This window comes from Vibrio sp. CCUG 15886 (genome assembly GCF_028570825.1).
GTDB lineage: Bacteria > Pseudomonadota > Gammaproteobacteria > Enterobacterales > Vibrionaceae > Vibrio > Vibrio vulnificus_B.
On the sequence record NZ_JAQQBT010000004.1, the window covers coordinates 97624 to 112619 of the forward strand.

Sequence of the window (14996 nt, forward strand, 5' to 3'; positions counted from 1 at the left end):
ATTGCCGAGATCTAACCGCATTCGCTGGTTATCTTCTGCATACCGTAATTCACTTCGACTCGGTTACGGCCGCGATGTTTGGCTTGATAGAGTGCGTCATCAGCACGAGCAAGAAACTCCGTTACCCGTTCTTCCTGCATCTGCGCCACGCCGATACTGCAAGTAAGCATGCCACCATGCACCCAAAGATGATTCGAAACATTTTTACGAATCATTTCTGCTTTTTCTACTGCTTGTTGCAGCGTTGTTTCTGGAAGAAAGACGATAAACTCCTCACCGCCCCATCGAACTAAGCGTTCACCTTCTTCTAAAGAACTGGCGACCACCAGCACGAATTCACGTAAGATGTCGTCTCCCATTTGATGGCCATAACGGTCATTGACACGCTTGAACTTATCCAGATCCAGATAGAGAACTGAAAGCTGTTCTTGCCCCCAACGTACGGTACGCGCTTTTTTCTCCAACCAAGTTCGAACCGCATGACGGTTCATCGCGCCCGTCAGTGCATCGCGGTGAGCAAGTTCAGCAAACTCGTAATTCTGCGCGCGAAGATCCGCATTCATCTTTTTTAAATGCTCTTGGCGAAAGCGAGACTCAGCTAGGGTGTGTTTACTTTTACGTAGTTCATTCAAAGAAAACGCCAGTCCCAATAATACCCAAGAAAGCAACAAAGCAAACAACAGGGTTTCCTGAGCTAAATACGCACCTTCAAACTCAATGCGCTCAATACGGATATGATGCTCTCCATTTGCCGCTCCTGAGCCTGTCGCCAACTCAATTCGTGTCACGTTGGAATATTCTGGTGCAGAATGTTCAATCGGAATCTTATTGTCGGCTAGCCACCAGGTCATGACTTGCAAGTTCGCCAACGGGATCTCAATGGTTTCCATGCTGGCACTCGGTGTGAACTCCATGCCGTTGTATTTGTAAGTGTACTCATTATCTGCGGTGGAATAAGCCGGATTAAAATTGCGCAAATAGAAGCGTAATCGACCATTGGATTCGCCCGTTTTGTCGTAGCTGAGTTTGAGCCGGATGGTGTGGTAGTTGGAAAGGTCGATACCTTTCGTCGCTTCAAGTGTGTCAGTAAAAATCGAAATGCCACAGTAAGGCCACGGGTAGTTAGCCGTTTGCATGTTACAGCTTAAATCTATCGTTTGGCCATCAATCGCCATTTCCGTCGTCGTAATACCGCCTGCTGCCCGATCATCGGTGGCAAAATAAGCAAAACGTTCTGGTGTGATGACAAGTTTTCTCGTGTCACCTAACACACTATAAAGCGCGACTAAACTGATGGTACATATTGCGAGAGCAAAAATAAGTTTATGTATCCATTTCATCATCAGCCTCCAAAAAACAACTCAACTCACTAGTTAATATTTAATGTCAATCTTTTTATTGTTATTTTTTTACCTTTCTCAATAGCGACACACTATACCATGCGGAATAAGTGTGATGTTAATTCCAACGTAAATTAGCGTTCAGTTATGTAAGCAAATGCGACCTGGTTCACGCTGTTAAATAAGTTTTATAACAATAACGAAACCACTGGATAACCACTATCACCTCAATGGGGGATGGTAATCGCGATAACGCGAACCGACTCGCAACCTGCATTTTGTTACCGTTTGGGTATATACTTCCGCAAAAACAAATAATGAGTAATGTCATGACTACAAATGCGAAAGGCACGCTGGATAAAATGCGTGCAACTTTAGAGGGTGTGGTGCAATACCGATTGCCTGTTGGAGACACTGAAATCGAGTTGACGCCGTTTATCGGCCAGAACATCACCCTTACCCACACAGGCAACATCTTTTGTTGTTCATGCGGTAAAAAAACCAAGAAGAGCTATGCGCAAGGTCACTGCTATGTTTGCATGAGTAAATTGGCAAGTTGTGATATGTGCATCATGAAGCCAGAAACCTGCCATTACGATCAAGGTACCTGTCGTGAACCCGAATGGGCAGACACACACTGCATGGTTGATCACTATGTTTATCTTTCGAATACCTCTAGCCTTAAGGTTGGCATTACACGCCATACACAGATCCCAACCCGCTGGATCGATCAAGGTGCGACGCAAGGCTTACCGATTCTGAAAGTGAAGACTCGCCAAATCTCCGGCCTGATTGAAGTCGAGCTGGCGAAGCACATTGCGGATAAAACCAATTGGCAAGCGTTACTCAAAGGGGATGGCACGCCCCTTCCGCTTGAAGAGCGAGCGCAACAACTGCTGCCATTGATTGAAGAGAAAATCTGTGAAATTCGCGCCAAGTACGGCGATGACAGTATCGAGATTCTTCAGGACGTAACCACCAGCATCCAATACCCAGTGGAGCAACATCCAAGCAAAATCAAGTCGCACAACTTTGATAAAAATCCGCTGGTGAGTGGTGTACTTCAAGGCATTAAGGGGCAGTATCTGATTTTGGATACGGGCGTGATTAATGTTCGCAAATTCACCTCTTATGAAGTGGAATTTGAAGCCTAATGATACAAAAGAGCCAGCATTCGCTGGCTCTTTCGTTACTATGCACTCGGTTGATCGACAATACTCTCCAAAACATTAAACAACAAGTCGACCTCTTCGACCGTGTTGTAATGCATGCAACCAATCCGAATCACTCCGCCGCTGAACTCCAACCCTAATTGCCGAATCAGGCCAAGGGCATAAAAGTGACCATTCCAGACACAGATGTTGTGCTCACCCAGTGTTTTTGCCATGAACTCTGGAGAATAGCCCTTCACTGTTATCGCAAATGTCGGGGTACGTTTATCACTTGATGCGTCGTTGATGCCGTATAACGTGACCCCATCCAGTGCCGACAAACGCTGCAAGAAATGCTGACTTAATGTTTGCTCATGTTGAGCATAAAGCGCGTAACTTTGCTCTAGTCGCTGGCGCAAACTAGCACCTTCTTCTCCGAACTGAGCGAGGTACTCAATGGCTGCAGACACACCCGCTAAGCCTTCAAAGCTTTGCGTACCTGTTTCAAAACGGCCCGGCCCAATGTTCGTGGCAGGCTCCACTTTATAAGGGCGCAGCGTCTCCAACCAAGGGGAAGCGACATAAGCAATGCCCACATGAGGACCAAAAAACTTGTATGCCGAGCAGGCAAGAAAGTCACAACCCAAGGCTTGCACATCCACTAAGTGGTGCGGCAAATAGTGCACCGCATCGACATACACCAAAGCGCCCACACTTCGAGCTAACTTCACCACTGACGCAATATCAACAATGGTGCCCGTGGTATTCGAGGCAAAGGTGACGGCCACTAATTTTGTGCGAGCATTGAGCAACTGTTTGAAGTGTTCCATATCCAAAGTGCAATCTTCAGGGTTAACCCGCACTTGGTGAACGGTCACGCCTTTGTCTTCTGCTGCCTGCTCCCAGCTCGAGACATTGGAATAGTGATCCAACGCGGTGACAATAACTTCATCCCCCGCCTGCCAATCTCGGCTAATGGCTCGACTTAACTGAAACGTCAAAGAGGTCATATTCGCACCGAAGACAATATTGTCTTGCGATGGCGCATTGAGTAATGCTTGCGCAGATTGGCGCGCTTGCTTCATTACCTCAACCGTCTTGTGACTGGAAAAATAGTGCCCGCCTAAGTTCGAGTTAAAATGCCCGAGGTAGCCGACCATGGCATCCAACACAGATTGCGGTACTTGAGATCCGCCCGGCCCGTCAAAAAACGTTACTGGTCTTTGGTTATGATACTGTGCCAACGCAGGAAACTGCGCTCGAACTTGATTAGGCGACCAATTCATGTGCCATTCCTTTTGCCGTCAACACAAACACATCCATATGACCTTCTCGTTCTTGTTCAATAGCGCGAATGGGTTTGGCGTTGTGCCACAACTTGTTGTCTGCCAGCATCGCGATTTCGCCATTATTCAACACTTTTCTAAAAAACGGCTCAGAGTGAAAATCACTGTACAGCATGATATCCCCCCCTTCGATGTTATTGCGGCCAACACCAACAATCGCAATATGATCAAATCCATCTTGGTGCACGCCTTCAGGGGCGACTTGCGTCTCGTCATATATTGCGGTAATGCGGATTTGATGCACTTCGATTTCCTGTCCATCTCTCAGGTCATTTTTCACCGCAAACAACTGACACATTTCACGAAAACCTTCGCTGTTTAGTGTGCTCTTTTCAATCGGAGAAAACTGTCGAACCACATCACCTTGGAAACGGTTGATATCTGAAGTCTGTACAAAGTCATGCTTGTCCAACTCAATCACGCTACCTTGATGCAAGGAGACGACGGAATAGCGTCTTAAACGGAATTTGCCATCCGCATGCTCCGTGTGGGGTAACTTGGAAAAAGATGGCGACAACTGTTCAATTGCGCGACGGCTGAGTTGAGTTAAATGTAGGGTACTCTCGTGCGAATGTAGCATCATTCACTCCTTTGATTGATACATTTGTTATTTTATTGTTAAACACAACTCAGACAGAATAATGCCAAATATCGCAAGATCAACTTTACACCACAAAAAATTCCAACCAAGAACAAAATAAAGCATTTAATTCCAGAATATAAGAAAAGACCAACACACAACACCAAAACAAAAACTTAACATTTTCAAAAAGCAGTTCAGTATTCTGCTAGGAAGAACTGAAGCTTAAAAATCAATCAGATAGAGTATTTCTCTTTATAATCGAAACCCTTATCCGTCGCTCCCTCTACAGATGAAGCTAGCTATATATACCTAAGTGACTTTACGATGCAGGATTCAGAGCTTCATAATCTGGTTCAGTTCAAGGAAGAGAACGCAGCGGAATGGCGAGTCCTTTCCAAGTTCTTTGACGCAGAAATGAGACAGAACACGCGCTCCAAAAGGCGAGTTTAACTGGCCTCCATACTGCGTTATCGATTCTCGATGTAGAATGACGAGACCGTCAAATCAATGCCTTGTCTAAAGACCAGTTAACTCTCGCTGAAACTCGCATCTCGAGGTGACTTGGGTATAACCTATAACCAGAAATTCGTTATAACCTATTGGTTTATTCTTTTATTGACCGTGACTTTTCCATACAATCTGAAGAAACTTAACTGCCCGCTAGGGAGTGCAAATGAGCGATATGAAACACAGTAAATTACTAATTCTTGGTTCTGGCCCAGCTGGTTATACAGCGGCGGTTTACGCGGCGAGAGCAAATCTAAATCCTGTATTGATTACAGGTATGCAGCAAGGCGGCCAACTAACCACGACAACCGAAGTTGAAAACTGGCCTGGCGATCCAGAAGGTCTGACTGGCCCTGGGCTCATGGACCGCATGAAAGAGCATGCAGAGCGTTTCGAAACCGAGATTATTTTCGACCACATTAACGAAGTGGATTTCTCCACACGCCCATTTGTGCTTAAAGGTGACGCGGCCAGTTACAGCTGTGATGCACTGATCATTTCTACGGGCGCGTCTGCAAAATACCTTGGTTTGGAGTCTGAAGAAGCATTCAAAGGGCGTGGCGTGTCAGCGTGTGCAACCTGCGATGGCTTTTTCTACCGTAATCAAAAAGTGGCGGTTGTAGGCGGCGGCAACACCGCAGTGGAAGAAGCACTCTATCTTTCTAACATCGCGGCTGAAGTTCATCTGATTCACCGTCGCGACAGCTTCCGCGCGGAAAAAATTCTCATCAACCGTTTAATGGATAAAGTCCAAAACGGCAATATTGTTTTGCACACTGATCGTGTTCTGGATGAAGTCTTAGGTGATGAGATGGGCGTAACGGGTGTACGCCTGAAAGATGTCAAAACGGGTGGCACAGAAGAGCTAGACGTTATGGGTGCATTCATTGCGATTGGTCACTCACCCAACACCCAGATTTTCCAAGGTCAGCTTGATATGAAAGATGGCTACATCTTGGTCAAATCAGGCTTGGAAGGTAACGCCACACAAACCAGTGTCGAAGGCATCTTCGCTGCGGGTGATGTGATGGACCACAATTATCGTCAAGCGATCACGTCGGCCGGCACGGGCTGTATGGCGGCCCTTGATGCAGAGCGTTACCTAGACTCGTTGAACGACAAATAACTTTTCACATTTGTGTCATATCCTTACAGCCCGGCGGTATTCCCGCCGGGCTTTCTTTTGTATACTAGGCCCCCTCTTAATAAAACAATTATCATTAAGCCTTCAAGATGGATAAAAAGAAACAACGCAGCTTGAATCTGTGGCTCAAACAGCAAAGCAAACTAGCCAAACGCTGGTTAATGATTGCCGTTGGCCTTGGCGTACTATCAAGTGTGTTTTTGTTGGCACAAGCCGCCTTGCTCGCCACCATTCTTCATCAATTAATCATTGAGAAAGTCGACAAACATCAGCTCATTACTCACTTCATCGCTCTTGTAGCACTGATTGGCCTGCGTGCCCTTTGCTCATGGGGCCGCGAGATTGCTGGCTACCGTTGCGGCGAGCAAATTCGTATCTACATCCGCCAGTTGATTTTCGACAAGCTGCGAGAGCTCGGCCCGGCGTACATCAAAGGCAAGCCTGCTGGAGCATGGGCAACCTTGGTTCTTGAACAGGTTGAGAATATGCAGGATTTCTTTGCTCGCTATCTGCCGCAAATGTCCTTAGCCGTGCTGGTGCCGTTTGTGATTCTTATTGTTGTTTTTCCTGTCAACTGGGCTGCGGGGCTCATTTTCTTGATTACCGCGCCATTGGTCCCTCTATTTATGGCGATGGTCGGCATTAAAGCTGCCGACGCCAACAGAAAAAATTTCAAAGCGCTTCAACGTTTGTCTGGTCATTTTTATGATCGCTTACAAGCAATGACGACGATTCGCCTTTTTGATCGTACTCACGCTGAAGTCGAAGTGATGCGTGGAGCATCCGAAGTGTTCCGTACTCGAACGATGGACGTATTGAAAATTGCTTTTTTGTCTTCAGCGGTTCTCGAATTCTTTACTTCGATCTCGATTGCTCTCACTGCCGTTTACTTTGGTTTTGCTTTTATCGGCGAACTTAACTTTGGCGACTATGGGGCAGGCGTCACTCTGTTTTCGGGTTTGTTTATTTTGATCCTCGCTCCAGAGTTTTATCAGCCCCTTCGTGACCTGGGTACTTTCTACCACGCCAAGCAACAAGCGGTAGGTGCAGCAGAGAGCATCGTTGAGTTCTTGGAAACTGACGTCAGCACAGTGCGCAGCGGCGAGCAACAAATTGAACAAGGTCAACCTATCACCATCAAAGCGGAACACTTAGAAGTGTTTTCACCGGAAGGGAAAAAGCTACTTGGTCCAGTGAGCTTTAACATTGCCGCTCAACAAACCACGGCGCTTGTCGGTCCCAGTGGTGCAGGGAAAACCAGCTTGATTAACGCATTATTGGGATTCTTGCCTTATCAAGGGTCATTAACCATCAATGGCATCGAAAGAACGGAGCTTGACCTTGCTCAGTGGCGCAGCCAGATCAGTTGGGTGGGACAAAATCCGCTGCTACTCCATGGAACTATTCGCGACAACGTCAGTTTAGGCAAGTCGGATATCAGCGATACCGATATCCAAGTGGCACTTGAAAATGCATTTGCTGCCGAGTTTGTCAGCCAGCACGGATTGGATTACGCCATTTCTGATCGTTCTGGGGGCTTATCCGTCGGCCAAGCACAACGTCTTGCTCTTGCTCGAGCTATGGTACAAAACGGCCAGTTTTGGCTACTCGATGAGCCCACAGCTAGTCTCGATGCTCGCAGCGAACGTTTGGTGATGCAAGGCCTCGAAGGACAAATAGCGGGTAAAACAGCGCTCATGGTCACTCACCAATTAACACCGCTTAAACAAGTCGATTCCATCCTTGTGATGCGTGCTGGTGACATCGTTCAAGCAGGCAGTTATGACGAACTTGCTCATCAAGAAGGCTTGTTCCAAGAAATGTTATTGGCTAACCAAGCCCTCAAGCAACTTGATAAGGGGAATCTTGATGCGTGATTTAATTCCCTTCCTAAAACTGTATAAGAAACACTGGTTTGGTCTCTCTCTAGGGATGCTACTGGCATTTTTAACGCTGTTCGCTTCTATTGGCCTGCTGACTTTGTCAGGCTGGTTTCTTTCTGCCGCAGCCATTGCCGGATTGACCATTGCTCGTGAAACGTTCAACTACATGCTGCCTGGGGCATTTGTGCGTGGTTTTGCAATGGGACGAACAGCGGGACGTTGGGGTGAAAGAGTAGTCAGCCATAACGCGACCTTCAAGCTCTTGACTGATCTGCGTATTTTCTTTTTCTCTAAGTTAGCGCCGCTGATCCCAGGACGAGTCTCCAATCTTCGTGACGCCGATTTGCTTAACCGCTTGGTAGCAGACATTGACGCAATGGATCATGTTTATTTGCGTTTGATCAGCCCTATGGTCGTCGGCACGCTTGGCATACTGGGCTTAACGGCCGTGCTGTGTTGGTTTGATATGACATTGGGCCTGACACTGGGTGCCATTCTAACTCTGTTACTGCTGCTCTGGCCTGTCCTTTTCTACAAACTAGGGAAAAGCAATGGACAAGCGCTAACCCACAATAAAGCAGAGCTGCGTGTTGCAACGTTGGACTGGTTGCAAGGTTACAGTGAACTGACGCTCTTTGGTGCCGAATCACGCTACCACCACGCTATTTTGCACGCACAAGAGAAATTACTGAAAAACCAATACTTCAATGCCCATTTTTCTGGTTTGGCACAAGCGTTATTGATGCTCGCAAACGGTTGGACCTTGGTATTGATGCTTTGGCTTGCTGCAGATGGCGTTGGTGGTAATGCACCCGATCCTATGATTGCACTAGTGGCCTTTGCCACCATGGCAAGCGTAGAGCTGCTCATGCCAATTGCGGGCGCTTTCCAGCACCTTGGTCAAACCCTAACGTCCGCCCGTCGCCTCAATGAAGTTATTCTGGCTGAACCTGAAGTCCATTTTGCCAAGGAGGATGTGGCTCACTCTAGTGAATACTCTATTGACTATCAGGCCGTATCATTCAAATACCCGGATAGCCAAAGTATGGCATTGAGCAATGTTAGCTTGACGATTCCAGCCCAGCACAAAGTGGCCATTGTCGGCCAAACGGGCTCAGGAAAATCAACCTTGCTGCAACTGCTCAATCGTTATTGGGATGTCAATCAAGGCTCTATCCTGCTCGCAGGAAAACCGATCACCGAGTGGAGTGAAAGCCAGCTGCGCCGCTCCATCAGTGTTGTCAGTCAACGTGTAGATATCTTAAACGGATCGTTACGAGACAATTTATTGATGGCCTCCCCTAGCGCAACCGACGAACAATTGTCTGACATGCTCACCAAAGTCGGGCTAGAAAAACTGCTCGACGATAACGGGCTATCTGCATGGCTTGGCGAAGGTGGTCGCCAGTTATCAGGTGGTGAAAAACGCCGTATCGGCATTGCAAGAGCCTTGCTACACAATGCACCAATCTTACTGCTTGATGAACCAACAGAGGGCTTAGATAAGCAGACGGAACAGCAGATCATGCAGTTACTTGAAGCGCACTTTGACGGAAAAACCGTGCTCTTCATTACACACCGCTTGGTCAACCTCGACAAAATGGACAGCATTTGCCTAATCGAACAAGGTGAGATTGTCGAATATGGTCACCATCAAGCACTTTTAGCCGCTCGTGGTCGCTATTTCGAACTCAACCAAACGCTGTAGACTGCACCGCCAGCGCCTCTTAAATGGCTGGGTAGTATTACTCAGCCATCAATAGGACAATGGCAAACAAGAGAAAGGGAAGTGCTTACGCACTTCCCTTTGTTTTTCTCATCTATCGCACTGAAATTAAGCGTTTTCTTGCTCAAACTGGCGCATGAAATCGACTAACGCCTTCACGCCTTCAATTGGCATTGCGTTGTAAATGGAGGCGCGCATGCCACCCACTACTCGGTGACCTTTTAGTGATTTGAGACCCAATGCTTCAGCTTCTTTCAAGAATTTCGCGTCTAGCTCTGGTTTCACCATTTGGAACGGCACATTCATTAATGAACGGTTATCTGGATGTACATTGTTGATGTAAAAATCGGACTCATCAATGTAGTTATACAAAATCGCCGCTTTCTCACGGTTTACTTGCTCAATCGCTTTTACCCCACCCTGTGCTTTCAACCATTTGAAAACAAGGCCTGATAGGTACCAAGCAAAAGTTGGTGGCGTGTTAAACATCGAGTCTTGCTCTGCCAACACTTTGTAATTGAGGATACTTGGCAATACTTCTTTCGCCAAGCCAAGTAAATCGTCACGTACAATGGCAATCGCAATACCAGAAGGACCGATATTTTTTTGCGCTCCTGCGTAAATCACACCGTATTTTGAGACATCAATTTCACGCGACAAAATGGTCGAAGACATATCGGCAACGATCGGCTTATCCGTCACTGGAAGATCATTGATCTCAATGCCATCAATGGTTTCATTGGGACAAAAATGCACGTAAGCCGCATCAGGATGAATTTGCCATTCTGAGGCAGGTAGTACCGCTTGCTTACCGTCTTTTTCTGCTTTGGCAACAAAGACATCCGGCTGACAGTATTTTTTCGCTTCTTCGACAGCACTTTCTGCCCAATAGCCCGCATCAATGTAGGTCGCCGTCGTCGCGTCACCTAGCAGATTCAGCGGCACGGCCGCAAATTGAGCGCGCGCACCACCTTGGCAGAAAAGAACTTTGTAATTATCAGGGATATTCAGTAAATCGCGGAGATCTTGCTCAGATTGCTCTGCGACTGCAATAAACTCTTTGCTACGGTGGCTGATTTCCATAACGGAAGTGCCTAGCCCTTGCCAGTTCAACAATTCTTGTTGCGCCTGCTGCATAACAGGCTTCGGTAGTGCTGCTGGTCCGGCACTAAAGTTAAATACGTTATCCGTATTTTGTTCCATGACGCTCTTTGCTCCTGCTAGATGTAATAAAAACTCTGCAAGTAATATCACGTTTTTCGCTGTTGAAAAACAAGAAAAGAGGTCTTAAGACCTCTTTTTTATTCTAAGCAAATGAATCCGCAATTATTGCATTAGCGCAGGCATCAATAGCGCGAGTAGTGGGAACTGTTGTCCGTTATCAAACATCAATTTACCTTCAGCGATTTTGGCTTTCAAGGTATAGCCACCTTCGACTTGTTGCAGAATTTCCATCACCATCAACTCATCCACTCCTTCTTGGATAAATGGGTATTCCGCCACCAGCTCATCACTGAAATAGGTACTGAGATCACCCGTCATTGATGTCATGATTTGCATTGGATCTTGCGTCACTTGCGCAGTGCCTTGAGGCATTGACAGATTCCAGGTGTTCTCAAATATCCCCTCACCCAATTTTAGAGATAAGTTTTTCACTGCCACATCAAAGCCCTTCTCAAACAAGGTATCGATATGTGGCATCAGTGATTGCACTTCTTCTTGCGTAAGAGACGCAGCGTTTTGATACACATCCATCAACTTATCGAAAGATTGCATATCCAGATTCGTTAGAGAGAAGTCCAGATTAAGATCTTTGACTTCACTGCCGTCAGACATCAATAGCTTTTTCGACTTAAAAGTGAACACGCTCGCCAAACGCTCCCCTTTGGTGTCCGGCTTAGTCTCACCAAGATATTGAGCGTCATACAAGCCAAACAAAGGTTGAGCAGAGGCATCTGCGACTTGAAACTCGCCCAATCGAATATCTTGTTGCCCTAACCAGTAACCGTTTTTGTGTTTGCCCTTGCCATTTCCTGTCAGATTGCCAACATGCAGCGATTCACCACTACTGAAGTCAAACTGAATCGACGGTACATCAAGCACAAAATCGACATCCCCCAACACCGTGGCATTGCCAGACAGCTTCATCGGTGCGGTAGAAACCGCAACCCCTTCACTGTCACTGACAAAATTCCAACTATCAATCGTGGCAACAAAATCTGTGTTTCCATTCAATTGTGTGGTGGCTTCAATATGCAGAGGTAGCGCCTGCTCCCCCATCAAGTCAGAAACCGAGTCAAGCGAGGTAAGCCCATGCGTTAATCTCGATTGCATTTCGTAAACCAAAGGAAGCCCGTCCGTTTCAAATTGCTCAACTAACACAGGGTCAACAATGGTGTAACGCGTGGTGACTTCCGATGTGCGATAACCTCGGTCGTACTTGACAATTTCCGCTTGCAGTTGAGCACTATTTAGTTTGGCAACAGCATCTTCAATTACATTTTGACCAATCTGCCCCACCGCCAATGGCCAACACAATGCCAATGAGATAGCACCACCAACTGCACCGATTTTCTTTAAGTTGTTCATAATGTCACTTATTTGTGAATGTTTTGAGTGAGTCTACCCTATCTATACTCAGGTGAAAACATTGAGATAAATCAGACTATTGCTAAGTACACCAGAATGACTCACGAAATTGAAACTTAGCTCTCAACCAGATCTCGCGCTTCCTGTTACCTTATCTTAGTCGTTGTTTATGCTAAAAGATGAGGCTTTGTGAACCGTTACGCTATTTTGTGTTTGGACAACAATCCGATAAGTATCGAGCAATTTCGCCAAGAATTGGCGACGTTTTCTCATAAATTTGATGTATTTACTGCAGACTCAGTTGAAGAAGCACATCACGCGATCGACTATTTAGAGCAGGCGAACCAAACCATGGCGCTGGTCATCGCAAGCCATCACAGTGAATTGAACGGCGTTGACTTCTTGATTGGCTTAGACCACAACCCCAGAACAGAAGATGCCCGACGCATTCTAATTAGCTGCTCAACGGACATTGCCGCGATCATCACTGCGGTCAATGAAGGCCGATTGGATCACTGTTTAACCAAGCCCCTCCCTGATCACGTCCTTTTTCAAACCGTTCAAAAAGAGCTGACTCAGTTTATTCTTAAGTTTGAAAAAGAAGATTTGCTTGGCTTTAGCAGCGTGCTTGATCAAAATCGTTTGCTACGTGCACATATTGAAAATCAGATGCGTCACTACCAAGCAGGCTTTATCCACGATTATCACACCTTGTCTGACGCTGAACTAACGGAACGTTTCACCAATGCACTGCAAACTTTTTTCCAAGAAAAAGACGAAACAAGAGCCTGTAGAACGTATTCACCAGAACATCTGTTGACGGTCGAAGGTGAGGCGAACAAGTTCCTCTGGTTCATTACCTCTGGAGAAGTCGCGCTGTATAAACGCGATGAATTGGGCATGCAACGTGAAGTGGTCCGACATAAGAAAGGCAATCTCGTTGGGGGCATGTCATTTGTTACCGGAGAAAAATCGTTCTCAACCGCTCTCACTCTCACCAAGACGGAAGTGATCAAATTAGATCGCAACGTTTTTGCCCAAGTGATGCAATCCGATTCTAACCTTTTGCCTCTGTTTACCAACCTGTTGCTACGACACTTTAACCGGCGTTTGCAACGCAGTATCAATACAAAACTGCAGTTACAGAAAACCCTTGAATCGCTTGAATCTGCCCATCAACAATTGATCGAAAAAGAAAAAATGGCCATGCTCGGTCAGTTAGTCGCAGGGGTTGCCCATGAACTCAATAATCCCATCGCAGCAATTCTAAGAGGCATTGAAAACCTCAACCAAAATTTGGCAATGGTACTTTCAACCAGCGGCGCGCCAAATCAAACCACGAAAGGGATAGCCGTGTTGGAAAGTGCCAAAGCAAGTAAACCGATGTCAACCGCGGAGCTTAGAGAGCGCTCAAACCAACTTTTATCATGCGTTGACAACCGAAACATCGCGAGAAAATTAGTCGCCCTAGGTTTGGAACAGGACGACGAACTGCTTACGCAACTCAAGCAGCACCCAACGGAAGGTGCCCGTCAACTAGAACACCTTGAACACTACTTTTTGATTGGCAACGCGCTGCGATCGATTGACGTTTGTGCCAGTCGGATTGCTGATATGGTCAAGAGCTTAAAAGGCTATGCTCGTGCAGATGATGAAAAAACGCATATTGCCGATATCCACGAAGGCATCGAAGATACGTTAGTGATTTTCGAAAATCGCCTCAAACTGCACAAACTGACCACACATTACTGTTCTTTGCCCCCTATTTATTGCCAGCCAATCGCGCTGCAACAAGTGTGGACCAATATGATTTCAAATGCGCTCGACGCCATGCCAGAACATGGTACTCTCGAAATCACCACTCAAATTGAATCACGCAATGACAAACCTTATGTTACGGTTTCATTTAGAGACAATGGCTGTGGCATACCAGCAGAGCAACAAGCCACGATTTTTGAACTGAACTACACCACCAAAAAAGAGGGAAATTTTGGTCTTGGTATTGGTTTGTCTATTTGCCATCAAATCATCCATAGTCACGGAGGATGGATCGAAGTGGATTCGATTCCAGCGCAGTACACCTGTATGACTATCTGGTTACCACTGGTTTCTGAAGGAGCATCCCATGAATAAATACTTGATTTTGTGTGTTGATGACGAACGAGAAGTGCTCGATAGCGTACTTCAAGATTTATCGCCATTTGAAGATCATTTTGTGCTCGAGGGCGCAGAGTCAGTAGCAGAAGCCAAAAATGTCATTGAAGAGTATGACGACGAAGGCGTTCCATTGGCATTAATTCTGTGCGACCACATCATGCCAGAACAAACGGGGATCAGTTTTCTCATTGAACTCAGCCGCGGCGAAACGACGCGCAAAGCGAGAAAAGTACTCTTGACGGGGCAAGCTGGTTTGGAAGATACCGTTGAAGCGGTGAATCATGCGAGCCTTGATTTTTATATCGCCAAACCTTGGTACGGCGACGAGCTGAGAAACGCGATAAAAAACCAGTTGACCTCCTACGTGATCGCAAATGACGACAATTTATTGTCATGGACATCGGTATTAGATCCAGAGAGAATTCTCAACGCAATGGCGGAGAAACGAAGTTCTTTCGGCGAATAACTGACTCATTACCAAGCACTTGTTAACTCGAATCGACTCACATTAAATGGCATCAGAATTGCTTAATTATTGGCTAGACGACAAAACAATGGCATTTTTTGTTG

Annotated in this window: 11 protein-coding genes; 6 read left to right on the plus strand and 5 right to left on the minus strand. The window is 46.3% G+C overall.

What is annotated here, in order from left to right:
- Positions 1-11: 11 nt before the first annotated feature.
- The gene (locus PQQ36_RS10505; RefSeq protein WP_011080637.1) at positions 12-1340 is read right to left on the minus strand and encodes a GGDEF domain-containing protein; all 1329 of its coding nucleotides are present in this window, start codon (positions 1338-1340) and stop codon (positions 12-14) included.
- A 329-nt stretch (positions 1341-1669) separates the two neighbouring features.
- Here PQQ36_RS10505 and PQQ36_RS10510 point away from each other — a divergent pair, with 329 nt between their 5' ends.
- Positions 1670-2494, plus strand: a complete 825-nt coding sequence (locus PQQ36_RS10510) for a DUF2797 domain-containing protein (protein ID WP_013571954.1) — start codon at positions 1670-1672, stop codon at positions 2492-2494.
- Positions 2495-2532: 38 nt separating this feature from the next.
- Here the strand turns inward: PQQ36_RS10510 and PQQ36_RS10515 are convergent, their stop codons facing one another.
- Positions 2533-3777 carry a cysteine desulfurase-like protein gene (locus PQQ36_RS10515; protein ID WP_225471742.1) on the minus strand — a complete coding sequence of 415 codons (1245 nt, stop codon included), beginning with the start codon at positions 3775-3777 and terminating at the stop codon, positions 2533-2535.
- Positions 3761-4420, minus strand: coding sequence for a 2OG-Fe dioxygenase family protein (locus PQQ36_RS10520; RefSeq protein ID WP_011080640.1), 660 nt, complete (start codon positions 4418-4420; stop codon positions 3761-3763). Before PQQ36_RS10520 ends, PQQ36_RS10515 begins: the two co-directional genes overlap by 17 nt.
- Positions 4421-5093: 673 nt before the next feature.
- On the opposite strand from PQQ36_RS10520, the gene trxB reads away from it, so the two are divergent.
- The 3 genes from trxB to cydC all read left to right on the plus strand — a co-directional run bounded on the left by trxB (position 5094) and on the right by cydC (position 9662).
- Complete coding sequence (trxB, locus tag PQQ36_RS10525) at positions 5094-6053, plus strand: thioredoxin-disulfide reductase (RefSeq protein WP_011080641.1); 960 nt, start codon at positions 5094-5096, stop codon at positions 6051-6053.
- Positions 6054-6160: 107 nt separating this feature from the next.
- The gene (gene cydD, locus PQQ36_RS10530; protein ID WP_011080642.1) at positions 6161-7948 is read left to right on the plus strand and encodes a heme ABC transporter permease/ATP-binding protein CydD; all 1788 of its coding nucleotides are present in this window, start codon (positions 6161-6163) and stop codon (positions 7946-7948) included.
- Positions 7941-9662, plus strand: a complete 1722-nt coding sequence (gene cydC / locus PQQ36_RS10535) for a heme ABC transporter ATP-binding protein/permease CydC (protein ID WP_013571958.1) — start codon at positions 7941-7943, stop codon at positions 9660-9662. Before cydD ends, cydC begins: the two co-directional genes overlap by 8 nt.
- Positions 9663-9788: 126 nt before the next feature.
- Here cydC and serC read toward each other — a convergent pair whose 3' ends face one another.
- Both serC and PQQ36_RS10545 read right to left on the minus strand, forming a co-directional pair.
- A complete protein-coding gene (gene serC, locus PQQ36_RS10540) occupies positions 9789-10883 on the minus strand; it encodes a 3-phosphoserine/phosphohydroxythreonine transaminase (protein WP_013571959.1) in 1095 nt (364 codons plus the stop codon).
- A 123-nt stretch (positions 10884-11006) separates the two neighbouring features.
- Positions 11007-12269, minus strand: a complete 1263-nt coding sequence (locus PQQ36_RS10545) for a DUF945 family protein (RefSeq protein WP_273661157.1) — start codon at positions 12267-12269, stop codon at positions 11007-11009.
- A gap of 189 nt (positions 12270-12458) precedes the next feature.
- Here PQQ36_RS10545 and PQQ36_RS10550 point away from each other — a divergent pair, with 189 nt between their 5' ends.
- Together PQQ36_RS10550 and PQQ36_RS10555 are read left to right on the plus strand one after the other, a co-directional pair.
- The gene (locus tag PQQ36_RS10550) at positions 12459-14402 is read left to right on the plus strand and encodes an ATP-binding protein (protein WP_011080646.1); all 1944 of its coding nucleotides are present in this window, start codon (positions 12459-12461) and stop codon (positions 14400-14402) included.
- Positions 14395-14892, plus strand: coding sequence for a response regulator (locus PQQ36_RS10555; RefSeq protein ID WP_011150095.1), 498 nt, complete (start codon positions 14395-14397; stop codon positions 14890-14892). Before PQQ36_RS10550 ends, PQQ36_RS10555 begins: the two co-directional genes overlap by 8 nt.
- Positions 14893-14996: the final 104 nt, after the last annotated feature.